The sequence below is a fragment of the Patescibacteria group bacterium genome, from assembly GCA_035529375.1.
Classification (GTDB): domain Bacteria; phylum Patescibacteriota; class Microgenomatia; order PFEM01; family JAHIFH01; genus DATKWU01.
Genome location: DATKWU010000018.1, coordinates 80763 through 103472 on the forward strand (window position 1 = coordinate 80763; position 22710 = coordinate 103472).

General features: G+C 38.1%; 24 protein-coding genes. 8 read left to right on the forward strand and 16 right to left on the reverse strand.

What is annotated here, in order from left to right; translation table 11 throughout:
* Positions 1-31: 31 nt before the first annotated feature.
* Positions 32-1546: a hypothetical protein gene (locus VMY36_04460; protein HUV43122.1), complete on the reverse strand. Its 1515-nt coding sequence runs from the start codon at positions 1544-1546 to the stop codon at positions 32-34.
* A 159-nt stretch (positions 1547-1705) separates the two neighbouring features.
* The gene (locus VMY36_04465; GenBank protein HUV43123.1) at positions 1706-2407 is read right to left on the reverse strand and encodes a hypothetical protein; all 702 of its coding nucleotides are present in this window, start codon (positions 2405-2407) and stop codon (positions 1706-1708) included.
* Between the two features lie 153 nt (positions 2408-2560).
* On the opposite strand from VMY36_04465, the gene VMY36_04470 reads away from it, so the two are divergent.
* A complete protein-coding gene (locus tag VMY36_04470) occupies positions 2561-3709 on the forward strand; it encodes a fused MFS/spermidine synthase (protein ID HUV43124.1) in 1149 nt (382 codons plus the stop codon).
* Between the two features lie 380 nt (positions 3710-4089).
* On the opposite strand, the gene VMY36_04475 is transcribed toward VMY36_04470, so the two are convergent.
* On the reverse strand, positions 4090-5139 hold the full coding sequence (locus VMY36_04475) for a rod shape-determining protein (protein HUV43125.1): 1050 nt from the start codon (positions 5137-5139) through the stop codon (positions 4090-4092).
* A gap of 58 nt (positions 5140-5197) precedes the next feature.
* Positions 5198-5494, reverse strand: coding sequence for a hypothetical protein (locus VMY36_04480; protein HUV43126.1), 297 nt, complete (start codon positions 5492-5494; stop codon positions 5198-5200).
* A gap of 66 nt (positions 5495-5560) precedes the next feature.
* Between VMY36_04480 and VMY36_04485 the strand changes: the two genes are divergently transcribed.
* Entirely contained in the window at positions 5561-7636 is a 2076-nt protein-coding gene (locus tag VMY36_04485) for an O-antigen ligase family protein (protein HUV43127.1), read from the forward strand.
* Positions 7636-9981, forward strand: a complete 2346-nt coding sequence (locus VMY36_04490; protein ID HUV43128.1) for a radical SAM protein — start codon at positions 7636-7638, stop codon at positions 9979-9981. Before VMY36_04485 ends, VMY36_04490 begins: the two co-directional genes overlap by 1 nt.
* Positions 9982-9985: 4 nt before the next feature.
* Here the strand turns inward: VMY36_04490 and VMY36_04495 are convergent, their stop codons facing one another.
* A complete protein-coding gene (locus VMY36_04495) occupies positions 9986-10756 on the reverse strand; it encodes a hypothetical protein (GenBank protein HUV43129.1) in 771 nt (256 codons plus the stop codon).
* Positions 10757-10770: 14 nt separating this feature from the next.
* Entirely contained in the window at positions 10771-12756 is a 1986-nt protein-coding gene (locus VMY36_04500) for a WD40 repeat domain-containing protein (protein ID HUV43130.1), read from the reverse strand.
* Between the two features lie 142 nt (positions 12757-12898).
* Between VMY36_04500 and VMY36_04505 the strand changes: the two genes are divergently transcribed.
* Positions 12899-13768, forward strand: a complete 870-nt coding sequence (locus tag VMY36_04505) for a DMT family transporter (GenBank protein HUV43131.1) — start codon at positions 12899-12901, stop codon at positions 13766-13768.
* Positions 13769-13822: 54 nt separating this feature from the next.
* Positions 13823-14344, forward strand: a complete 522-nt coding sequence (locus VMY36_04510; GenBank protein ID HUV43132.1) for a hypothetical protein — start codon at positions 13823-13825, stop codon at positions 14342-14344.
* Positions 14345-14353: 9 nt separating this feature from the next.
* On the opposite strand, the gene VMY36_04515 is transcribed toward VMY36_04510, so the two are convergent.
* From VMY36_04515 to VMY36_04525, 3 genes are read right to left on the reverse strand one after another with little or no spacing between them, the layout of a single operon-like run.
* The gene (locus tag VMY36_04515; GenBank protein HUV43133.1) at positions 14354-14713 is read right to left on the reverse strand and encodes a hypothetical protein; all 360 of its coding nucleotides are present in this window, start codon (positions 14711-14713) and stop codon (positions 14354-14356) included.
* A 57-nt stretch (positions 14714-14770) separates the two neighbouring features.
* Positions 14771-16024: an MFS transporter gene (locus tag VMY36_04520; GenBank protein ID HUV43134.1), complete on the reverse strand. Its 1254-nt coding sequence runs from the start codon at positions 16022-16024 to the stop codon at positions 14771-14773.
* Between the two features lie 29 nt (positions 16025-16053).
* Entirely contained in the window at positions 16054-16476 is a 423-nt protein-coding gene (locus tag VMY36_04525; protein ID HUV43135.1) for an EamA family transporter, read from the reverse strand.
* A 116-nt stretch (positions 16477-16592) separates the two neighbouring features.
* On the opposite strand from VMY36_04525, the gene VMY36_04530 reads away from it, so the two are divergent.
* On the forward strand, positions 16593-17417 hold the full coding sequence (locus VMY36_04530) for a hypothetical protein (protein ID HUV43136.1): 825 nt from the start codon (positions 16593-16595) through the stop codon (positions 17415-17417).
* A gap of 208 nt (positions 17418-17625) precedes the next feature.
* Here the strand turns inward: VMY36_04530 and VMY36_04535 are convergent, their stop codons facing one another.
* The 6 genes from VMY36_04535 to VMY36_04560 form a co-directional block, all read right to left on the reverse strand.
* Positions 17626-17961, reverse strand: coding sequence for a GIY-YIG nuclease family protein (locus VMY36_04535; GenBank protein ID HUV43137.1), 336 nt, complete (start codon positions 17959-17961; stop codon positions 17626-17628).
* Positions 17962-18255: 294 nt separating this feature from the next.
* Positions 18256-19209 carry a 2-hydroxyacid dehydrogenase gene (locus tag VMY36_04540; protein HUV43138.1) on the reverse strand — a complete coding sequence of 318 codons (954 nt, stop codon included), beginning with the start codon at positions 19207-19209 and terminating at the stop codon, positions 18256-18258.
* A gap of 66 nt (positions 19210-19275) precedes the next feature.
* On the reverse strand, positions 19276-19932 hold the full coding sequence (locus VMY36_04545; protein ID HUV43139.1) for a thermonuclease family protein: 657 nt from the start codon (positions 19930-19932) through the stop codon (positions 19276-19278).
* A 49-nt stretch (positions 19933-19981) separates the two neighbouring features.
* Positions 19982-20407, reverse strand: coding sequence for a hypothetical protein (locus VMY36_04550; GenBank protein ID HUV43140.1), 426 nt, complete (start codon positions 20405-20407; stop codon positions 19982-19984).
* Positions 20408-20450: 43 nt separating this feature from the next.
* Entirely contained in the window at positions 20451-20762 is a 312-nt protein-coding gene (locus VMY36_04555; protein ID HUV43141.1) for a helix-turn-helix transcriptional regulator, read from the reverse strand.
* Positions 20763-20783: 21 nt separating this feature from the next.
* Positions 20784-21110: a type II toxin-antitoxin system RelE/ParE family toxin gene (locus tag VMY36_04560; GenBank protein ID HUV43142.1), complete on the reverse strand. Its 327-nt coding sequence runs from the start codon at positions 21108-21110 to the stop codon at positions 20784-20786.
* A gap of 63 nt (positions 21111-21173) precedes the next feature.
* Here VMY36_04560 and VMY36_04565 point away from each other — a divergent pair, with 63 nt between their 5' ends.
* Positions 21174-21794 carry a class III extradiol dioxygenase subunit B-like domain-containing protein gene (locus VMY36_04565; GenBank protein HUV43143.1) on the forward strand — a complete coding sequence of 207 codons (621 nt, stop codon included), beginning with the start codon at positions 21174-21176 and terminating at the stop codon, positions 21792-21794.
* Between the two features lie 7 nt (positions 21795-21801).
* Here the strand turns inward: VMY36_04565 and VMY36_04570 are convergent, their stop codons facing one another.
* Positions 21802-22065, reverse strand: a complete 264-nt coding sequence (locus VMY36_04570; protein ID HUV43144.1) for a hypothetical protein — start codon at positions 22063-22065, stop codon at positions 21802-21804.
* Between the two features lie 117 nt (positions 22066-22182).
* Between VMY36_04570 and amrA the strand changes: the two genes are divergently transcribed.
* Positions 22183-22701 carry an AmmeMemoRadiSam system protein A gene (gene amrA, locus VMY36_04575; GenBank protein ID HUV43145.1) on the forward strand — a complete coding sequence of 173 codons (519 nt, stop codon included), beginning with the start codon at positions 22183-22185 and terminating at the stop codon, positions 22699-22701.
* Positions 22702-22710: the final 9 nt, after the last annotated feature.

A 22710-nucleotide genomic window follows, 5' to 3' on the forward strand; every position in this document is an offset into this window, starting at 1 on the left:
ACTCGGAAAAAAATTAACAAATCATTCAGCCTCAATGATTATATCTCATGTATTCTCCTATAAATTGGGGCCAATATAAATCAACCATCGCCATTATCTCATCTTGAGCTCTTTCATCAAATTGAAGTAACTGAGCACTAAAGAGTTCATCCCATGATAAATGATTCCCTCTTACTTCTTCGTAATCATCCGTCATAAGGCAAGAACCGCTAGCCATCGAGTTAAGCAACCCTTTAAATGCGTCTTTACCTCCCTCTTTCAGGACACCATAAACATAAACAACCGGAATGAGGCGAACCGAAGGCCCTTCTGGATAGAGAACTTCAAGCCCTTTCTCTCTCAATATTTTTAAAGCAAAATCCTCCACAGCCTCTTGGGTGGCATGAACAAATTTCGATTCTGGAGTTCTCGTCGCCCAATCAACACCTTCAATACCTGGGGCTCTTTGGGCTTGAGGGAAGGAGTGAATTGCTTCATGGATATATTGGACTATGAAATCAGCTGCATATTTATTATAATCCGAAACTGGTTTTGCATAACTATCTCCAAATATCATGACGCTGTTTGGATAACCCAAGCCTGCCCCAACTGTACTCCATCCAGGAAGAATCAACGAACTAAGAATTTCCTCTTCCTCCTCAGGTAGTTGAGGAATAACTCCATCACGAAACAAAGCAGGGTTAAGATTGTCTCTAAACATTTCATTGATAGACCTTGAGATTGGTATAATATCAGAAACCACCTGTTTCATAAATGGACTCCTGATTCGTTCTTCGTGGGAGGCTAATGATAGGTATAAACCCTCTTCTGTTGGAAAAGGAACCGAATCAATGATCTCCCCACCTCTTCTTTCTCCATTTAAATAGGCATAAATCCAGAAATCCCTAAAAGGCCCAGTTCCTGGTTCTATGTTGCCTTTTCCTCGATTGACTACCTCAAAGAAATTGATAACTCTCTCATTGAGTCTCGAATCTAGCTCGGGATCAATCCGGTCCACTAATCCTTTGGGGATAACAAATTCACCCGGCCCGGAAGTCAAAGAAATTCTACATATCGCGTTGATCTCGGGGGACAGGATCTCCGCTTCTCCCCCCACTCCCGCTCCTTCAGGATTGACAATATTTAGTTGACCACTTCTGATTTCATCCGCGGTAGGGGTGACGACATTTAAAACAACATTTTGTTCTTGATTGATTGCTTTAATTGTTGCCTCAAACTCCCCCCCTTCTCTATCTTCTGGAGCAGGAAGAATTCTTGGAGTTGGGCCTGATTCGGAGGCTGAAGAAACACCAATACTAGCCGCTCCCTTAATTTGAGCAGCCCCCAGGGCAGCAAGAACGAGACCCGTAGTAACTGCTTGACTTCTCGATATTCGCTTTCTGGGTTCTAATCCAGTTAACTGTTCCTCAGATCCCAACCCCTGCCTTCTTCTCTCCCTTTCCTCCCTAATTCCTCTACGACTGGCTACCTGACTCTCTCTTAGCGCTTGTTTATATAATGGACCGCCGTTAAGCTCGTCGGTTTCTTTGCCCATGTTTTCTTCCATCTTTCTAAAAATCTCCCGCAATTCGGAGGATGTTAAACTACTTCAAAATTCCACGAAAAGATTCAATTTTGGTTTAAAAATCATTTGGGCAATTGAAATTATTATATCACTCTTATTAGGTGAGGGGAATCTCTAGCCAAGGTGTCCCTATTCCCATAATTACCTCAATGATTTTTTCTCTCGGAGAATATTATAGTCAATATATCTATTTGCAAATCCATCACAATATATTTCTTTGTCTTCATCTCCAATTTTGACTCCTTGCAACTTAAGCACCTCGTGGCCTAATTCATGGAGGAGAGTCCACTCTAATCTTTTTATACCAATTAGCTGATTGTATTTTGAATAATCTCTTTTACCACTATTTTCCGGCTCTGCTAAAGATGCCGAAACACTTAGCCACCTGGTTTTACCCTCTCCGCTTTCAATCTCTCGAGCTATTCCCAAAGCAAATTTTCCTTCATTTCTACCACTTTTGATTGGGATTAAATCACGATAGAAGATAAACATTAACGGCATTAGTTCTCTGCAATCAACACCGCTATCTTCTAAAATTGCCTGTATTGTCTTATCATCAACTGTATAGTCTAGTCCAGGGTCCATACTGAATTCTTTAAAATCGCACAAACTCTCTGGGGTAGGAGGGGAAATTATTGATTCAGCGCGACCTGGACGGATAGACGACTTGGGGGACAAATTTTCCAAAACCCCATTTCGCTTTAGTAAATATGAGGCTCCTTTTATCATCAAGATTCCAGTTGCTGCAGTTCCAACTATTAGAAATTCTCTCCTAGTCAATGGTCTTCTTCTTTTTTCTTGGCGGATTGAAATTGACTCGTTTTTACCTTGTTCAATTACCATTATAAAAAATCCTCCGTTTTTCGGATGATATTAAACTACTTTATTTATCTACCAAAAGATTCAATTTTGGTTTAAAAATCATTTTGACAACTATGAAAATTATACCACTTTTTAGCAAGAATTTCAGACTAACAACTCTGGTATACTAAAATTATGAAGTTCAAACAACTAAAATCTCTTTTCCTCTATCTGACCGCCTTTCTTTGCGGCGTTGCCGGCATGATAGTGGAACTGACCGCCGTTCGTTTAGTCGCCCCTTTTTTCGGCTCATCGATGGAGGTCTGGGCAACGATTATTGCTTTGGTGATGACTGCCCTCGCCTTAGGCTACTTCTTTGGTGGCCAGCTTTCAAAGAGGATCAAGAAAATAGATTCGGTTGTTTATTTGATTATTGCTTCTGCCGGCTTGTTAATCAGCTTTTCCTATCTTTTTGTCGAGCCTATTGTTTCTTTTACTTCTCTCTCCTTACAATTAGCCAAGTTTTCCCTTTCTTTCAAAACCTTTTTAGTCGTCCTTTCTCTTTTCTTTCTGCCTGTTTTTCTTCTCGGCTCAATCTATCCCTTAATTATTGCCAGCTTTAAAAGTAAGAAATCAGGCCAGGCCGCGGGCCTTATTTTTGCTATTTCCACTGCCGGCAGCATCCTCGGCACTCTTCTTCCTTCTTTTGTTCTTATTCCCTTAATCGGCACTAAATTAACTTTTTTCTTAACCGGTATTGCTTTGGAAATCATTGCCTTAATTGGTCTACCCAAATTCCAGAAAATTATCCCGGCCTTAATTTTAATCATCCTCCTTTTTAACTTTCCCAAATCCCAAAAGCTTTCATTTTCACCAAATAATGAGGTTATTTATCAAACCGAATCTCTTTATCAAGAAATCAAGGTTATCAAAAGGGGAAAGATTTATCTTCTTTCCTTAGGTCCAAATAGTTTTATCAGCTCTTCTTATTCGCCTTATTCCTATTTAACCGATGGATGCTTTGATTATTTCAACCTTTTGCCTTTGTTGAGAAACGACAAAAACCTAGACGTTCTTATCATTGGCTTAGGTGCTGGTACTATTTCTCGCCAGTACCAGCATTTCTTTTCTAATCAATATGATCTCAAAATCGATGGGGTGGAAATTGATCCTGAAGTAATCAAGGTGGGCAAAAAATATTTTGAATTAGAGCAACCTAGCTTAACCATCTATCAAATGGATGGCCGGGCTTTTCTTAATCAAACTGAAAAAAAATATAACGTTATCATTGTCGACGCCTATGCCCGCCAAACCTATATTCCTTTTCATTTAGCCACTGAATAGTTTTTTCAGGAAGCTAAAAATCATCTTCAAGAAAAAGGTATCCTTGCCTTTAATATTGCCACTTCTTCCCAGAACAGCTTCCGTTTTCAAACAATCAGTCAAACAGTAAAATCGGTTTTCAACTACACTTATTCTTTTTCAGTTGATAATGGTAATAGCTTAATTTTTGCTAGTAATGAATCTATAAAGCCACTAAAGAATATTAATTTAGAGGAAGTTCCTGATGAGCTAAAAGCATTAATCCAAAATCTGACTCTTCAATTCTTAAAACCGACTAATCTTGATAAGCCAAATTTAATCCTCAAAGACGACACTGCTCCAACAAGACTTTAATTGTTTTTTAATTATTGGGATTTTTTTAATTTCTTCTGAATTTCTTTCTACCTTAAACCACCCGTCACTCTAACCTTTTTTAATAAAGATTCATCTTCCAAAACCTTACCACAACCTCTAACCACGGCATTCATCGGATTATCGGCCAACCAAACAGGCATCTTGGTTTCCTCGGCAATTAATTTATCTAAACCCACCAATTGAGAGCCACCGCCACATAAAGTAATCCCCCGAGCAATAATATCGGCCACCAACTCTGGGGGTGTTTCTTCAATCACTTCCGAAATCTGATCAACAATCTGACGAACGACTGGTGAAATCGCTTCCCTAATCTCTTCTGAACCAATTTTCAAAGATTTAGGCAAACCTGTTTCCAAACCCCGACCTCGAACAATCATCTCCCGAATTCTTTCTCGAGAGTAAGCTGAACCAAGTTGAATTTTAATCTCCTCAGCCGTGGCTTCACCTAGAAGAAGAGAATATTTTAATCTCATGTAAGTGATAACCGCTTCATCCATTTCATCGCCAGCAATCCGCAAACAACGCTCAATCACAATTCCCCCAAGAGAGATAACCGCAATTTCCGTGGTGCCCCCACCAATGTCCACTAAAAGAGCGCCTTCTGGCTTTTCAATTGGCAAACCAATCCCAATCGCCGCCGCCATTGGTTCTTCAATCAAATAAGCTTTTCTTGCTCCTGCACTTAAAGCCGCATCCTGAACCGCCTTTCTTTCGACTTCGGTTACGCCTGAAGGAATACCAATGACCATTCTTGGCTTAGGAATTCTGGGAAAAAGAGGTCCTGACTGATGAATTTCCTCAATGTATTTCTTAAGTATCGCCTCGGCAGCATCGAAATCAGCAATCACCCCATCCTTTAAAGGCCGAATCGTCTCAATCATTTCCGGTGTCTTGCCAATCATTTTCTTGGCTTGACTGCCAATCGCCAAAATCTCTTTGGTTTTTTTATGGCGGGCAACCACCGACGGTTCCCGAATGACAATTCCCTTTTCCTTAACCCAAACCAGAGTATTGGAAGTGCCTAAATCAATGCCGACATCATGAGAGATTAGACTAAAAAGAGAGTCAAATATCATTTAAAAAAATAATCTTAAAGAAGCCATTAAATAATGGGCTTAGTATAACACAAATTCTTTAATCTGAGGAAGGAATTTTTAAACGAACTCGCTGACCATCATGAGAAACCCAAGTCCCAGGCGGTAAATCTTCAAGGGTCCTTAAATCCAAACAAAAACCTGGTTCCCTTGATAAACGGAGTGAACCCCAACCACCGCTTGGACCGTAAACCCAAACCGAATTAGCTTCCTCCCAATTATTAAAATCAACTTCATCATATCGCTTGGCTTCGTCTTCAGTCATAAAATGCCAAACATTCCAAGACCGGAAAAAACCTTTTGGTTCTGGTATCGGCTCTCGCTCCCTTAGATTCATGAGGGGAATAATAACAAAGAGTTTGTTCCTACGCAAGAAATTTGTTAAACTAAGTTAAGGTCAGGAATGAACAAGACAATTTCCCTTTTGCTTAATCGAATTATTGAATCAAGTTTTTATCTTCTTTTTTTCCTGGTTCCTTTGATCCTGACTCCCTGGAACTACGAGCTTTTTGAGTTTAATAAAATGATCCTCGCCTATCTCCTAACAGTCGTTATTATTGCTGCCTGGATTGTTAAAATGATTACTGAGAAAAAGATTATCTTTCGTCGGACTATCCTTGACCTTCCTTTAATCCTTTTTCTTGGTTCCCAAATTATGGCTACTATTTATAGTATTGATCGTCATACTTCCCTTTGGGGTTATTACAGCCGCTTCAATGGCGGTCTTTTCCCCACCATCAGCTATCTTCTTCTTTACTGGGCCTATGTCAGTAACTTTAATAAAGAAAAAACCCTGACCACCATTCGCTTTACTCTAGCTTCCACTATCCTCGTCTCTCTTTATGGCCTTGCTGAACATTTTGGTATTGATGCTCAATATTGGGTCCAAGAAGTTCAAATCAGAGTTTTCTCCACTTTTGGCCAGCCTAATTGGTTAGCCGCCTGGCTAGTGGCACTCTTACCCCTCACCTGGGCAATGATTCTTCTAAAAAAACAATTAATCTTCAAAAAATTTTCTTTTCCTTATTTTGGTTATGTCTTAACTACCATCTTTTTCCTTTGTCTTCTTTACACCAAATCCCGCTCTGGCTTGATTGGTTTGGCAGTGGCCTATCTGGTTTTCTGGGGTTTAACTGGTTTTCTTAACCGTCAAAAGATAAAAGCATTAACTAAACCCTTTATCAGCCTTTCTCTTCTTCTCCTAGTTCTAACCTTCCTGACCGGCACTCCCTGGACCCCTCATCTTGGTCAAATCAAAGAAAAAATAAAAGGAACAACTCAAGAAGCAATCATCTCGGCCGAAGCCCAACAACCAGGCTTGCTTATTAGTGAATCTGGTGATATCCGCAAAATTGTTTGGCAGGGCGCCCTGGAAATCTGGAAAAACCACCCGATTTTAGGCACCGGCGTTGAAACCTTTGGTTACGCTTATTATTGGTACCGCCCCCGAGCCCATAATGATGTTTCGGAATGGGATTTACTCTACAACAAAGCCCATAATGAATACCTAACTCTTTTAGCCAACACCGGCTTAATTGGTCTCTCTACCTACCTAATCTTAATCGGCACTTTTCTTTTCTGGTCTCTCAAACAAATCATCATTCACTTAAAAAAAGCCAAAGAAACCACTCTCTTAGTGACGGCTCTCCTCGCTGGTTATATCAGTATCCTCATCACCAACTTTTTTGGCTTTTCGGTAGTCCCGATTAGTCTCCTTTTCTTTCTTATTCCGGCCATAGCTATCACTCTCGTCAGTCAGTCAGAAAAAGAACCAAAGCCTAAAAAACAAATTATAGAAAGCAAACAATGGGCCGTGATTATCCTCATCTCTCTTCTCTCTCTAGGAGCCATCATTTATCTCATCAAATTCTGGTATGCTGATACCCGCTTTGCTTTGGCGGAAAAACTTAATGAGGGAGCTAAATATGATCAGGCCTATAATGAATTGAAAACCGCTATCAGCCTTCATCCCAGTGAACCCTATTACCGCGCCGAAATGGCTCTCTCTCTGGCTGGTCTAGCCGAATTAGCCCAAGAAGCGGATGACGCCTCGCTTTCCGCCCAACTAGTTGATTTAGCTATTGCTGAATCAGACCAGGCTTTAAAAACCAGTCCCTATCACCTTAACTTCTGGAAAAAACGGGCCAAGATGTTTATTAGTCTGGCCTTAGCCAATCCTCACTATGAACAGGCAGCCCTTGAAACTCTCCTCAAAGCCACGGACCTCGCTCCAACTGATGCCAAAATTCAATACAATCTAGCTCTCCTTTATTCTCATCTTGGTCAAAAAGAAACCGCCATTAAAACCCTGGAACACACCATCGAATTAAAACCCAACTACGCTGACGTCCGCTACGCCTTAGCTCTTTTTTATGAAGAAAATAAGCAAAGAGAAGAAGCGAGAAAACAATTAAACTATATTCTGGAAAAGATTAATCCGGCAGATACCCGAGCCAGCGACAAACTCAAAACCCTTTGATGAAAAAAACCCTGCTCGCCAAAACATTAAAGAATAAAAAAGTTGCCTGTTTTACCTGCCAACGCCGATGCCAAATCTCACCAGACCAATGGGGTTTTTGTCAAACTAGGATTAATAAAAACGGAACCCTCAAATCAGTCATCTATGGCGTCGTTTCTTCAGTTAACCTTGATCCGATTGAAAAAAAGCCAGTCTTTCATTATAAACCAGGCTCAAATTGTCTTTCTCTTGGGACTTATGGTTGTAATTTCAAATGTGCTTTTTGTTTTCTTCCTGACACAAATATTGCTACAGAAAAAGGTATTTATAACCTTAAAAAACTTTTTGAACTTAATAAAAAACCGCGTGTTTATAGTCATACCGGAAAACTAAGAAAAATTAATAAAGTTTTTCGTCACCGATATGATGGAAAAATTATAACAATAAAACCTTATTACGCCCCTCAAATAGAATGTACTCCTTCACACGAATTTTTCGTCACAACTAATTCTCAAGATAATAAAATTCAAAAAATAAAAGCTAAAGATTTAACTAAAAAGCATTATCTGCTAATTCCTAAAAATTATCCTTTTTCAAAACTGTCCACTTTTGATCTTAACAAGGTTCTTTACTCTTCAATAGGAGAATATAGAAAATCAAGAAAGACTTCATACAACGATATCTTAAAAATTCTCGAATTAAGTCAAAATGGAACCACATCTAGAATTATAGGAGATACTTTTAATCTCCATCCCGCGTATGTTAGAACTTTACGTTCACGATTGAAAAATAAGAAAATCATTCAGAAAGAGATTGTTTTTGGAAAAAACCTCCTAATAGAAAAAAATGGAGGAATTAAATTTAAGACTGAAAAACAACCATCACTTCCTCGTTTTATTGCTCTTGACAAGAATCTTGCTAAACTTCTGGGTTATTATTGCGCAGAAGGATGGGTAGTAAAAAATAAATCACGTCCTAATTCATTTCAAATAAGTTTTGCTTTCTCAAAAAAAGAAAGACATTATGCTGAAGAGGTAAAGAAGTTAATTGTAACCATTTTCGGGATCAATCCAAAAATCGTGACGCGAGAAACGACAGTCACGGTAGAAATCGGTAAGTCAAGTTTAGCTCTTTTCTTCAAAAATCTTTGTGGTTCGACAGCCTTGAAAAAAAGAGTCCCAGCAGAAATTAATCAATCCCCAAGAGAAATTATTCAACAATTCCTAGAAGGATATATTAATGGCGATGGTTGGCGAAAACCTGACGAAATAGCAATTAATACTGTCTCTCCTACGCTCGCTATTGGAATATATTGGCTGGTCTTAAAACTAGGCTTTTTACCACGATTTTATAAGTGGGAACCATCCATTACTAAAAAAATCGGTACAAGATTAGTCAAACAATCAACTCTCTATTACGTCAAATGGAAAATTAAAAAACCAACTACTCCTAAAGCTAAAGCTTCGACCAAATATATAGAAAAAAATGGTTACTATTTCATACCAATAAATAAAATCAATAAAAGAAAGTATCGCGGAGAAGTTTTTAATCTTGAAATTGAAAAAGATCATTCGTATTTAGCAAACTTTATTGGTGTAGGAAATTGCCAAAATTGGGATATTAGCCATACCAACGGGGCTTCGATTAACCTTGACAACCAAAAACTTCTTTCTCCAAAAGAAGCTATTAAAATGGCGAAAAAATCAGGCGCTGAAGGAATTGCCTGGACCTACAACGAACCGGCTATCTGGCTAGAATACTCTCTAGATGGCGCCAAACTCGCCCAAAAAGAGAAGATTTACACTTGTTGGGTGACTAATGGCTATGCCACTAAAGAAGCGATTGATAAAATTGCTCCCTATCTCAACATTTACCGAGTTGACCTGAAAAGTTTTGATAATAAGCTCTACAAAAAATTAATTGGTGTCCCCCAAGCCAAAGGGGTTTTCGAAGTCACCAAATACGTTCATAATCAATATCCCGAGATTCATCTTGAATGCGTGACCAACATTATCCCCACCTGGAATGATTCAGAAAATAATCTCAAGAAAATAGCTCACTGGATTGTTAAAAACCTGGGCAAAAAAACTCCCTGGCACGTCACCCGATTCTTTCCCTACGCTGACCTGACCAATGTCCCCCCTACGCCACCAGAAACTCTGCTCAAAGCCAGAAAAATAGGGATGAAAGAAGGTTTAGAATTTGTCTATATTGGTAACCTACCAGTTGATGAAGAAGACGATACCTTTTGTCCTAAGTGTCATAACTTAGCCATTAGAAGAACTGGCTACCGAACCGAAATCCTAGCCGTTGATAAAGACGGTCACTGTTCTGACTGTGGTGAAGATTTGAATATCAGAATGTGATTAGTCAGTAGAAAAAACCTAAGACAAAAACAAACAAAAGAATCCCTAAAATAAGGCCAACAATAATTAAATCACTCTTACCTTTTTTATTTTTCTGCCACTGCCAGAAACTATAAATCAAAACAAGGCTGATTAAAACCAAAACTGGCAAAAGAATTTCCCGCAAACCCCGAACCAAACTAAAAAAATTCTTGATTTTAATTTGCGACTCTAATTCAGTCAAACTCTCAACTGGCTCCTGATTTAAAAAATCAGTCATTTCCTCTTTAAGATTATCTAGATAAAGCTGATCAACTACCAGGGTTTTACCTTGGTGATTTAAGGTTAAATCCCAATCTTTGTTTCCTTGGCTTAAATTCTGATCAACTAAACCCTCTATCCTTCCCACCCAATCAGGCGAGAAAAAGGCAATTGGTCTACCAAAAAACTCTCTCATTGGATACCAGTGTTCTGGGCAAAAAGAATCTTGATAAAGATGAGCCGCCGCCCCTAAAAGATTAATATCTTTCTCTCCCTCAAAATAATATTTCTTTAAATAGTACTTCGCCATCAAGCGAGGTGGACAATCTGGTTTGTTATCCAAACATAAATGATTAACTTCTCCCAAAGGATAAGTTTCTTTAAAATGAACATCATCAGCGATATTACAATTGAGCCCAGTCATGGGCGGACAAAGATAAGCATGAGTCCCTCCTGCCCAGGCAAACACCGAAGCAGGCAAAAGAAAAGCCAAACCAAACAAAAAAGAAACAAAAAAAACTATTTTCAATTTCATTTTTAATTAACTATTCAATCTCCCATGGAGCAGTCTTGGGAGCAACTTTCCTTTGTCTCACCTAAATTCGGTTCACAAAAAGTATTGCCGCAAACCTCCTGACTTCCCGATGGTGAAGATTCTTCTAAAGGAAATCCCGAAGGGATTTTACTATTTTCTCGAAAATCTTTTAAACCAAAAAACAAAGCTAAAATTAAAAATAAACCAGTCAAAACCGCCAAAGGAATAATGACTTTTTTACTAATTTTCAAACGACTTTCCTCTGGTTTCCTTAAAAGATTAAACCGAACCAAAGCAAAATAAAAACCCAAAGCCAAAAGGGAAACTAAAGTACCGAGACCAAAAAAGATGGCCAGGGAAGGTAGTTTATTTTCTTTACCTTCTCTGATATTCGAGTCGACGTCTAACATTGCCCCCTCTGGCTCTGGTTCAATAATTTCCTCGCAAGGAAAAACCTTGCCTTCATCCTTGCTAAAACTTTCGAAAAAGTAAACGGAACCGCCTGTCCCCACAGCAATGTATTTGCCGTTACCAGAAATATCAATTTCTTCAACATACTCATCAAAACTAACCTCTTTTTTTTCTTGACTATCCTTGAAAAGAAGATGAAGTTTGTTGTCTGTACCGCCAGTGGCTAGAAAACTACCATCATCAGCAATATCAACCCCACCTAAGGCTGCCTGAACCTGCCAAGAAGCGACCGGCTGATTCGAGTCTTTGGCAAAGATATAGGCGTTACCCGCAAAAGTAGTTGCCCCAATATATTCACCACTAGGCGTAAAATTAAGGGCTCTCACCGAACTACCACCGGGCACCGGAAATTGCCAAAGAGGTTTGGTTGAGTCCTTGGAAAAAAGAAAAACCGCTCCCCGATCTGATTCCGTCCCAAAAGCGACCAACTGACCATCACTGGAAATTTTGGCCCGATGAACCGGTGAATCCCGAGTCAACATCTCTGATTTCATGATTGGTACATTAGATTCCTTGGAAAAAATATAAGCCCTCCGATCAGGACAGCCCGTGGCTCCAGCAATAAAACTACCGTCAGCAGACAAAGAAACATCATGGAAATTACCCGAACTGTGGTATTGCCATAAAGGTTTCTCGCTCTTGTAATCCCAGAGAATTAAAAGATTAGAATTGAGATTAGCTTCTTCGCCGACAGTTGCCGCCGCCATGTAGCGACCATCCTTAGAAATGGCCACATTATAAGTGTTGCCTATTTGAGCTTGCCAAAGAGGATTATTACTGGTTTTGTCAAAAAAAAGAACCGAATCACCAATCCCAGCAATTATTCTTGAGCCATCACCAGAGATATCAATCCCGCCTTTGACATCACCACCGACTTCACCACCGGTTTGTTCATAAGACCAAATTGGCGCCTTAGGAAAAGCCAGATCAAAAAGATAAATATGGTGGGAAGTTTTAGCGGCTAAATACTTGCCGTCATCAGAGAGGGCCACCCCACCGACCCATTCTTTACCGGTTGGATAGCTTAGAACCCTTTCTCCGGTTTGTTGATTAATGACGGCAATTTCATTCTGATCAAAAGCACTCTCAAACAGAACTGGGCCGTTATCCGGCGAATCAATAATCGAATCCCTAGCCTTACCTAGCCCATTAGAAGCTTCGAAGTAATAGAAGTTAGAGCCTAATTTCTTAGGCACAAACTGATAAATATATTTGACTCCTTTTTGGTAATCATTATCTTCAGGATTCTCTTTCTCAATATCAATCATCTGACCATTAAAGTAAATTTGAATATATTGAGGCGGCCGACCTTCTTTATCCCGATAAACCACGGAATAGGTGTAACGCTGACAAACCGGTCCCCAACTCGGATAAACATGACCATTTAAAAGTTCAGGATCATTAGGGGTAGTCGCTAACTTAGGAATCATCCCTCCAGAAGGAGCATTCATCTTTTCTTCAGCCAAAGAAAAAGAAGCCAAACAGAAAAAGAAGAGAAAGAGAAAAACAAAAGGCAGCCACTTTTTCATTAACTCCATTATTGATTTTTAGAAAATAAGTGTCAATCCTTGCTTGACACTAGATTTCAAAAAAGAATAAAGTCAAAATATAATGTCGTAGTTAAGAAAAAGATAAAGAAGAATCTCTAAAATATCTATTCATTAATAAATAATGGAAAAAGTCATTACCCCTTCAGTTCTTTTTGGCCTCTTAGCCATGTTTGGCTGGGGCACGGGCAGTTTTGTAGTCGCCTCTTTAACTAAAAAGTTTGGCGTTTTTAAAGTCGGTTTTTTAATCCAAATCCTAGCTTTTTTTCCTACCCTTCTCCTCCTCCCAATCATTAAAGAAGAATTAATTCTTAATCAAACTTGGTTTTACCTTAGTTTAATTGCTCTGATTGGCAGTCTCGCTTATATCTCCATTCTCAAGAGTTACGAACAAGGGATTATTTCCATTGTTGTCCCCTTAAGTTCTGTTTGGGCCATTATTACAGCCATCCTCAGTTTTATCTTTTTAAAAGAAAGCGTAGTTCCCATTAAAATAATCGGCATGAGTATTGCCATTATTGGCATTATTCTCATTTCCACTGACTTTAGAAAAGTCCTTAAAGAAAAAAAGATTAAAATTTATAAAGGGGTTAAATGGGCCAGTCTAGCCGCTCTGGCCTGGGGAGTGGAAATGTTTCTCCTCGCTTTTTTCTCAAGAAAATTAGGCTGGTACACAGCCAATCTTGGTCTCCGATTCTGGAACCTGGTTATCTTTTTCCTCTTAGCTGTTTTAATTAAACAAAAAATTCCTCTTCTCTTTAAAAAAATCCCTAGATTAATCTGGCTGGCTATTTTAATTGATGTTTTTACTCTCACCACCTATAACCTAGGCTTAGTTAGAGGTGAACCAGGTGTGGTTTCAGTGATTGCCAGCACCAGCCCTCTAATCACGATTATTCTCGCCACCCTTTTCTTCAAAGAAAAAATAGAACTAATCCAAAAAATAGGCATCTTCTTGATTCTCGCTGGTATTGCTAGTTTGTCTTTGGTTTAGAAGTTAAAATAAGAGTTTTAATTGAGTTAATAAATTACCTATAATCAGTTGGTTATGAACGAAAGTCAGGAATTAAATATTCAAATAGTCAGAGATCTTCAAGAAGTAATTAGAGAGGGTGGTTTAATTGACAAAACTGTTTCTGAAGAAGAAGCAAGAGAATTCCTGCCTCAACTTCTTCTTACTGGAGAACAAATGGGAATTTCGGCACCTGAATTAGGCTCAGCCATGCAAATAACCGAGGCTGGTATTTTAAAGATTGATGAAGCTAGAATCCAAGCCAATCATCCCCAATTCCAAGGGGTAATCAAAATTTCAGGTGAATTTTACAATATTAGAGGAACACCAAAAGGTATTCTTGCTCAAAGAAATCTTAAAGTAGAAACAGAAGGAACTGGAGTTAAAGCAGCTTTGGTCAAAAGCATGGTAAAAATAAAATTGGCTGAACCTCACAAAACAATTGTCACCACACTAAGAGAACAGGCAAGAAAGCAAAACCATGAATTAAAACAATTTGGAATTTGGATTCAGGGTGGTGAAGAGAAAAGCCTCAGAATTCTTCTTGAAGTTACTTAATCAAAAAACTCAAATTTTTGGATCCTCATGGCCAAAGATATCACGATATTTATCATCCAGGTCTCTTGACCAACCAAAACTTGATCTAGCTACTTCTGGCGAATCCGCTCCCGAAGTAATTCTCTTCCCTCCCACCTTTTCCATTTCTGCAACAAATTTTTTGGCTCCTTTTTCACTAGCAGCTGCAACAGAAAACACATCACCTCCAGGAATAATTTCACCTTCATTAACCACTACTCTCGAATCATCACCTTCACCAGCTGTATAAAACAAAAGTCTATCTCCTTGCGCTAAAGCCATACCTGGTTCTCCGCCTGCAGCAATATTTTTAATTACTTCTGGTGGTTCGGGAATTTCTCCTTCTTTCATACTTCAATTACAACTCCTTTAAATTGAAGACGAGTCTAACAAACCAAAATGAAAAAATCAAGCAAAAACCTTTTCTTCTTTCACCTTTGTCAAAAGAAAAAGACCAATGATCATTAAGAAAACCAAACCAAAACCCGCCACTCGATATTTCAAAATCCCATGCTCTCTTAACATCAGAGTAATTACACCCCAAGTCAAAGGGCCAACAATTGAAGCAAACCTCTCAAAAGTAGAATAAAAACCAAAATATTCACCTAATTGTGACCTAGGAGAGATTTTGACTAACAAGGCTCGGAAAAGAGTGTAAAAACCACCCCAACCAATACCCGCAAAAACAGCAAAGAGATAAAGAATCCTGGGGTCAGAAGCCACAAAACAAAGAGCAAAAATTAAAATCAAATCAAAACAAACCAAAACCAAGAGTCTTTTAGTTCCATATTTATCCGCCAACCTTCCTAAAACATAGGCAGCCGGAACCGCAATTAAAAACATCATCCCCAAGATCTGAACCTTAACTGGATCAGAAACTTTAAAAATCTGATCCATTAAAATGGCAAAATAGAGCTCACCTGTCTGAATAGCATCAGAGATAAAGAAAAAGGCTAAAAGAAAAAGAGTCACATTCCGATTCTTTTTTAACAAATCCTTTAAACCCTGAATCGTCTTATTATAAATATCCTTAAAACTAATCTTTTCCTTTATCTCTTTCACTCTAGGTTCTCGAAACCAAAGTAACATTGGCCAGGCTAATAAAGCAAACAAAATTACGCCTGGTAAAAAAACCTGGGTTCGGCCAGGTTGACCAAATAAAGTAATTTTCCCTTCATTAAAAGGCAAAAGCAGAGCCACACCCACAATCCAACCAAAAGAACCCACGGCACTGCCTAATCCTGAAATCTTGCCCCGACTCTTAGAAGTTGATAATTTATCAAGGAGACTATTGTAAAAAATCAAACTTATCTGATAAACATATTGAATAACCAAGAAAAAAGCCAAAGCCATCATTACCCGAAAAAGTACAGAAAATTGAGAGTTGACCGTAAAACTCAATAAAAACCCAAAAACAATCAAAACAATGGTCATCCAACTAATAAAGGGTTTTCTCCGACCAAGTTTATCTGACCAAGCTCCCCAAAAAGGTGAAGTTAAAAGAAGTAAAAGAGTCGCTAAAGTAAAAGTCCCACCATACCAAATATCATCAAAACCATTATCAATCACAATCCACTGACCTAAATAAAGCCCAGTCACGGCCGCCATTAAAAAAGAATTGGCCGCATCATAAAGAAGCCAAACAGAAAGATTTCTTTTCACAACCCAATTTTAACATAGAAAAAGAAGATTTATTCGTATTTTGCTAAAATTGCTGATCCCAAAATAATCAAAAAGAGGGCTAGAATCTTGAGAAAACCAACTGATTCACCTAAGAAAATTCCAATAATGGAAGCAATGGCAATACTACCACCAATAATAATTGGTCCTCCCACCGATATGGGTAAACCTTTGGCATAAGCAGAAAGAGCCAGAAAATCAATAAAAAAAGCACAAATTCCAGCTAAGACTACAAAAAGAATTCCCTTGGGATTGCTAACTAATTGCTTGTTTTTCAATTGAGGTAATAAGATAACCGCCCCCAAGATAACCGCTGTTAAAGAAACCAGAATGGCTCCGAAAACTTGATCAATATGAGGAGAAGCATATTTATGAAAGATTGTCCAAAATCCAAAAGCAATTGCCGCTAAAAAAGCTAAATAAACAGCTGACATATTTTTATTCTATCACAAAACAAATTTAAAAATCCTTATCCTTGCCGGCGTGGCTAGTTTGTTTTTGGTTTAGGGAGAATTCGAGGGCGGGGTAGGAAAAAATTGATGATATAATTATGTCAGGGACAGAAACGATGATAAATCTTAACGTAAGAAAATTTAGTTTCGTACAAACCCTATTACTCGTTTTGGTCTTTAGTATAATTACTTCCTTGGGGACATTGTTTGCTTCGGATAAAGTAATAATAAACCTTCCTGAGACTGGACAAAGGAAAGAATTAACCATCGAACCTGGAAAAACCTTAGAGGCCACGCCAAATCCACCTACACCTATAAAGAAGGATAAATGTATCAGTGGCGATTTTGAAGAGTATAAAAACTTCTGGGAAGTCGATGAATATTTCAAGATTGACGAGGAAGGATATTATTGCCCGATGAGAAGAGGTTATCAACTTTGGGAAATCTGGTATACAGAAAAACTTCCTGTTGGATTTACATCTGCAACGTTAAGATACCTACTAAAAGATGGTACTCCAGGAAATGATATTCCACCTCCTGCCGTTTTTTCCTACGGAGATAGTAAAAAGAGATTTTACACAATAATTATACCGGATGGGGATTTAAAAAGCGTTAGATTCAAGGGAGAAGAAGGGACTGCAAAACCGCAAGGGCGCCTTAAAGAAGAAGTGAACATAGATAACGAAATGACAATTATAATAAAACCAAGAGTACCAAGCCCAACTAAGAACGAAATTAAAGTCACGTTTGATTCGACCTACATCTCTAAAGACTCCGGTGACCAAATGCCACCTGAAACTTTTGAGTACGATACTAAGGTTCCAACCGTCAGCCCAGAAGAAGAGGGAGCTAAGAAACTATTCGGCTTTGGTACCTTTAATGGCGATTGTATTAAGCCAATATGGTTCGAAATCTGCCCTTAACCTAACTTGAAAACTTAATCAAAAGCAGAGAAATTTTACTTCTTTTTTTATTTTAATTTAATCTCTTTTAGGATTTCTTTAAGAATACCCATTAGCTGTCTAAATTGATTTGGGCTCATTTATATCACCTCCTCTCCCACAAAAAAATATTCGCCAATTCTCTTTTTGAGAAATTAACTTCTAATTTTTTTGAATAGGCTCGATCGTCTCATTCCTCTTTTTTATTACATTCATAAGTACCTTCTTTAAGAAGATGTGATTCTGCGGCAATTCTATTATCTTCGCCGCTCAAAAGGGCATATTTAAAGTAACAATCTTCATTTACCAAATTCCTTTTTAAACAGCTATTTTGTTCGTTTGGCGAAAGATGTTCAAGATAGCGTTTTCTAAGATGGAAGGCTCTGCCGACATAAACTCGAGTCATTTTGTCCTTTTCCCCATCATTTCTTAACACCTTATAAATCCCACCAATTTCTGGTACCTTGTAGGAATTACCCGTTGTGTAGCGAAAACTTGTCGACCATTTTAGATTTTGACAACTCATATCTTTTTCACCTCCTATCTTCGTAAAATTCTAACAAAAAAAGGTAGGCTTCTCGCTTTGCGAGTCGCTCTACCTCCCAATCGAAAATTCTAAAGTCTAACCCCTGTCCTTGTTAACTGAATTTTTTAAGGCAGGATTCAACATAATCTTCTTTCGGGTCGTTAGAAAACGACCCCCAAATTGACTAAAATTACCTTACCAAAGCTATCCCGAAAAGTCAAGCCCTTTTTAAGGCTAATTTTAGCAGACTTGTTTGGAAACTGCTGGAAATTTTGGCTTTTGAAGCTTGGTTGGCTAATTAACCTTGTTAGTTGGTTTGCCTTTGAGGAAATTTTCAAGATTTTGAACAAAAATTTCTTGTTTTGCTGCTGTCGCTTCTTTAGTAGTATAGGCAATTGGCGGATAAAGGATGCAGTTTTTGTATTTTGAAAGTCTTTTTGCGATGGCTGGAGAAAGTTCGTCTGAGTGATCCAAGATAAAAGTTATGTCTCCCTTCTTTAACCTTTTTTCCAGGGCCTTGATATCTAAAAGCTCCATCGGTGCCAGATTAATCACCACAGCTCCAGATTTAATCAGCCCAATTCTTTTGCTATTCAAAAAATTTTCAGTGTCTTTATTGTAGGCAAGATTGAGAGAAAGAAAATCACATTCTTTGATTAGAGATTCTACTTCTTGGTATTTTATTCCTTTTCTTTCATATTTCTTCTTTCTTATTCTCGACCAATATCTTACATCTGCCCCAAAACCATCATGAGCAATCTCGGCAATTCTTCCTCCAATTTGCCCCAAACCAATAACGCCAAATTTTTTACCTTTTATTTCTGAAACTCCAAAGAAAGTTGCCTCAGAATAATCACCTTTTCTCGCCTGATTTTTACCCCTTTCAACTTCTCTTAAATGTTCCAAAATGGCGGCAAAAGCAAACTCCGTCACCGCTTCTGTGCTGTATCCTGGAATATTACAAACAACAATTCTCTTTTTGGCTGTGTAAGCGTCATCTATCCTGCCGTAACCTGTCGAAAGAGCACCAATGTATTTTAGTTTCGGTGCATGGTCAATTATTTTCTTATCGACAGTAATACCGAGACTAACGAGTAAACAATCTGTTGTTGAAAGATGTTTTTGAATATCCTTACTGTCTGCTGGAAGTAAAACTTTCTTTTCGGTTAAGCGGTCAATTTTCCCCCAAGTTTCTTTTGTAAGACTTCCTTTTCCTATACCAACGACTAAGATTTTTTTAAATCTCATCTTTGCCTTGAAAATAGCATATTTTTCCTTATTTGTCTAGGTAAAACTAATAGGGAAAGTTTAATTTTATTCTCTTGCCCTCTCAAACCCAGCCTCTAAAGCCTCTCCCTCAGAACAAAACCATCTGTCTCCATGTTTCAAATTAACTTCAGTGGCTTCGTAATGCCTAAAACTAGGCAAATGATACCAACGTTTATCTAATCTATCCACATTACCCTTTATCTGACAGCCATTCTTATCAAGAGCACAAACCTGCCAAAGTCCTTTCTTTTCATCATGAGCCTTCTCGGCTGCCTGAGCCAAAACTTCTTGATGTTTTAAATTAACGGTATCTAAGAAAAACTCTCCGGCTCCTTCTTCTAATAAAAACTGATTAACAAAAACTTCCTTTTCTTCCTCTTGAACATAAATATAAGCCAGGTAACGACCAAATCTGTCCATTTCATTAACATCCCTTTCCAATCTAACCTCTTTTCCTAAAACCAATTCCTCATTTATTTTCTTTGCTTCTTCAGCAAAGCATTTCTCTTCTTCAGGCGCATCCAAACCAATGTATCTTACTCTTCGACCATCATTAAGCCTAATCGTATCGCCATCAATCACTTCACTAACAAGAAAAAGTTTTGGAGAAGAAAAATATTGCCAAGAGAAAAAACCAAAAAAGGAAAGAAAAAGAAAAATAATAAAAATAAGAGGGGTTTTAGACCGAGGTCTTTTGACCATGCTTCAATCCTATCAACAAAAAACAGTTATTACTAGAAGAAATCTAGTCTTAAGACTCTCTTACCAAATCATATCTTGTGCCCAGCTCAGGATTAGCATATTCCAAAACATGAACTGTTATTTGAGGATTGTTTGTTCTCATTACCGTTACCTCTGCTCCGCCTTCGCTCCGCTCACCTTTGACTCCTTCCTCATGATACTTTCTAGTAATTTGTTCCCTAGGAAGATTAATTAAATCCACACCTAAGTAAGCCCTAACACCAACAATAATCACTTCTCGAGCCTCAGCACTCAGTTTTTCCCACTCATAAGGATCATTGAGTATTTGTTCAAGTCCATATCTCTCTCTAACGCCAATAAAATCCATTTCAACTAACTCAATTACCTCATTAACTTTTTCTTTAATCCGAGCCGCTAGAATTTCTATTTGCGGTTCTAATGCTTCCATTTCAGAATTTAATTCTTCGTTTTCCATGCCATTCTATTTTATTATATTGAAAAAAATTGGCTTTTTGAAGCTACTTTGGCAAGAAGCGAATTTCGAGACGCGTATTTAAAGCTCCAGCTAACCGCTGAAGAAAATTTAAAGAAGGATTAGCCTTTCCAGATTCTAACCGAGAAATGGCTGATTGTTTAGTCTTCATTCTTCTTGCTAACTCTTTTTGAGTTACCCCTTCTTTTACTCTTGAATCAATAATTTTTCTAATAATAGCAAACTCTGGTTGAAGCTCCAGATAAACCTGACGAACCTTGGGGTCTTTCATCAATTGTTTCCGATGTTCTCTCCAGGTCATTAACTTTTCTTTTCTACGTCTTTTTGTTTCACTCATGGGTTCAATATATCATATATGTTATAACTTGTCAAGACGCAAAAGAGCTGTCTTGATTTCTTTAAGTGGGGTTCTTTGAGTTTTCTTTTTAAAAGCATGAAGAAGAATAATATTTCTTTCTCGCACCGTATATAAAACCCTAATTTGTTCTTTACCAGTTATCCTTAGTTCGTATAAATCTTTTCTTAACTTTTTAGTATATTTTCCACTTAAAAATGGCCCATATTCTTCAAGAAAATCAATCATCCCAATATATTTAGCTTTGACGACAGGAGCCAGCCCATCAATAAACTTCTTAACAAATCTCTCACCCCGAGGACTCTCAAAATAAACCACTCTCCAAGCCATATTTTTATTATAACAAATGTTCTTAGAAAAACTGACTTTTAAATCTTTGCTATAATCAAATCAATGTTAGTCTTTGCTTGTCTCTCGCCTCACCCACCTCTTATCCTGCCTTCAGTTGGTTCAGAAAAAGATAGGCAAGAAGTTAAAAAAACGATTACCTCTCTAGAAAAACTAGGCAAACAACTAGCTAAGATCAAACCAGATTGTCTGATCATTACCTCACCCCATCCTGATTGGGGTTTTAATGTTCCTCTTCATTATCTAGCCAAAAATCTTCATGGAATTGAAGTTAAGGCTCATTTAACTGACCTTGAATCACCTGAAGTTCACTTTAATAGAGGCAAAGAATTAATCAAAAACCTCAATTACATTAAGAAACTAGCTTGGGTTGCTTCTGGGGATATGAGCCACCGACTGAAAGAAGATGGTCCTTACGGCCTCCATCCCTCTGGTCCAAAATTTGATAAGGAATTCATTAATCTCCTTAAAAGAAAAGATATTGGTAGTCTTTTAAACATAGATCCCAAGCTCATTGACGAAGCCGGTGAATGTGGCTTAAGAAGCTTTTGTCAACTATTAGGTGCCCTAGAAGGTGCCAAGGTCAAATGGCAATCAGAAATTCTCTCTTATGAAGCCCCTTTTGGTGTGGGTTATCTTGTGGCTAATTTTAAAATAAAAAAATAACTTAAACTTAAGAATCTTTTGGTTCTAAAATCCACTCACCCTGTTCTATTCGCCGCAAAATCGTTTCTGGTAGTAAAGGATCCATCCGTTTCCTAACTATAGAGATGGGATTTAAAAGAGGTTTGATTTTTACTCTTTCTCTTCTACCCTCTCTTTTCTCAATCCCCACTATTTCAAAAGGAATAGATTTTGAATTAACTCCAGTCCTACCAATCAGTTCTCTAACCTCATCTAAGGCAGAAGGGCTGCCCTTTCTTTCAACTCTCTCCATCTTTAACTCCTTTTACTCTTAAATTCTATTATTTTTCTTACCAAAACTCAATCAGTCAAACAGTCAAACTAATTTTTTCTTAATTTTTCTCTAGATAAATGCTAGAATAAATTAATTATGGATCCAGTCATTAAACTTGCCAAACAAACAATTGAAACCTATCTTAAAACCAACCAAATTCCTCCTTTACCAGAAAAATTGCCTTCTGAATTGCTCAAGAAAAGAGCTGGGGTTTTTGTCTCTATCCATAAAAAAGACGGCTCCCTTAGAGGCTGTATTGGTACCTTCTTACCGACTAAACCCAACCTTGCCCTAGAAATTATAACCAATGCCATCTCTTCAGCCACTCAGGACCCCAGATTCCCACCAATCACCAAAGAAGAACTCCCATCTTTAATCTATTCTGTTGATGTTCTTTCAGAACCAAAAAGAGCCAACAAAAAACAACTCAACCCCCAAAAACATGGTCTGATTGTGGCCACTAAAGATGGCCGCCGGGGATTGCTTTTACCGGCTCTCCCTAATGTTAAAACCGTAGAGCACCAAATTGAAATTTGCAAAATGAAAGCAGGGATTGGTCCCAAAGAAGAAGTCGAATTCCAAACTTTTACAGTCAAGAGACACGAAGAAAAGTAGCTTCTAAGC

What these genes read in the sequence shown, in the direction of transcription:
- VMY36_04460 (HUV43122.1), bottom strand. Translation starts at nt 1,546, where the DNA reads ATGGAAGAAAACATGGGCAAAGAAACCGACGAGCTTAACGGCGGTCCA.
- VMY36_04465 (HUV43123.1), bottom strand. Translation starts at nt 2,407, where the DNA reads ATGGTAATTGAACAAGGTAAAAACGAGTCAATTTCAATCCGCCAAGAA.
- VMY36_04470 (HUV43124.1), top strand. Translation starts at nt 2,561, where the DNA reads ATGAAGTTCAAACAACTAAAATCTCTTTTCCTCTATCTGACCGCCTTT.
- VMY36_04475 (HUV43125.1), bottom strand. Translation starts at nt 5,139, where the DNA reads ATGATATTTGACTCTCTTTTTAGTCTAATCTCTCATGATGTCGGCATT.
- VMY36_04480 (HUV43126.1), bottom strand. Translation starts at nt 5,494, where the DNA reads ATGAATCTAAGGGAGCGAGAGCCGATACCAGAACCAAAAGGTTTTTTC.
- VMY36_04485 (HUV43127.1), top strand. Translation starts at nt 5,561, where the DNA reads ATGAACAAGACAATTTCCCTTTTGCTTAATCGAATTATTGAATCAAGT.
- VMY36_04490 (HUV43128.1), top strand. Translation starts at nt 7,636, where the DNA reads ATGAAAAAAACCCTGCTCGCCAAAACATTAAAGAATAAAAAAGTTGCC.
- VMY36_04495 (HUV43129.1), bottom strand. Translation starts at nt 10,756, where the DNA reads ATGAAATTGAAAATAGTTTTTTTTGTTTCTTTTTTGTTTGGTTTGGCT.
- VMY36_04500 (HUV43130.1), bottom strand. Translation starts at nt 12,756, where the DNA reads ATGAAAAAGTGGCTGCCTTTTGTTTTTCTCTTTCTCTTCTTTTTCTGT.
- VMY36_04505 (HUV43131.1), top strand. Translation starts at nt 12,899, where the DNA reads ATGGAAAAAGTCATTACCCCTTCAGTTCTTTTTGGCCTCTTAGCCATG.
- VMY36_04510 (HUV43132.1), top strand. Translation starts at nt 13,823, where the DNA reads ATGAACGAAAGTCAGGAATTAAATATTCAAATAGTCAGAGATCTTCAA.
- VMY36_04515 (HUV43133.1), bottom strand. Translation starts at nt 14,713, where the DNA reads ATGAAAGAAGGAGAAATTCCCGAACCACCAGAAGTAATTAAAAATATT.
- VMY36_04525 (HUV43135.1), bottom strand. Translation starts at nt 16,476, where the DNA reads ATGTCAGCTGTTTATTTAGCTTTTTTAGCGGCAATTGCTTTTGGATTT.
- VMY36_04530 (HUV43136.1), top strand. Translation starts at nt 16,593, where the DNA reads ATGTCAGGGACAGAAACGATGATAAATCTTAACGTAAGAAAATTTAGT.
- VMY36_04535 (HUV43137.1), bottom strand. Translation starts at nt 17,961, where the DNA reads ATGAGTTGTCAAAATCTAAAATGGTCGACAAGTTTTCGCTACACAACG.
- VMY36_04540 (HUV43138.1), bottom strand. Translation starts at nt 19,209, where the DNA reads ATGAGATTTAAAAAAATCTTAGTCGTTGGTATAGGAAAAGGAAGTCTT.
- VMY36_04545 (HUV43139.1), bottom strand. Translation starts at nt 19,932, where the DNA reads ATGGTCAAAAGACCTCGGTCTAAAACCCCTCTTATTTTTATTATTTTT.
- VMY36_04550 (HUV43140.1), bottom strand. Translation starts at nt 20,407, where the DNA reads ATGGAAAACGAAGAATTAAATTCTGAAATGGAAGCATTAGAACCGCAA.
- VMY36_04555 (HUV43141.1), bottom strand. Translation starts at nt 20,762, where the DNA reads ATGAGTGAAACAAAAAGACGTAGAAAAGAAAAGTTAATGACCTGGAGA.
- VMY36_04560 (HUV43142.1), bottom strand. Translation starts at nt 21,110, where the DNA reads ATGGCTTGGAGAGTGGTTTATTTTGAGAGTCCTCGGGGTGAGAGATTT.
- VMY36_04565 (HUV43143.1), top strand. Translation starts at nt 21,174, where the DNA reads ATGTTAGTCTTTGCTTGTCTCTCGCCTCACCCACCTCTTATCCTGCCT.
- VMY36_04570 (HUV43144.1), bottom strand. Translation starts at nt 22,065, where the DNA reads ATGGAGAGAGTTGAAAGAAAGGGCAGCCCTTCTGCCTTAGATGAGGTT.
- amrA (HUV43145.1), top strand. Translation starts at nt 22,183, where the DNA reads ATGGATCCAGTCATTAAACTTGCCAAACAAACAATTGAAACCTATCTT.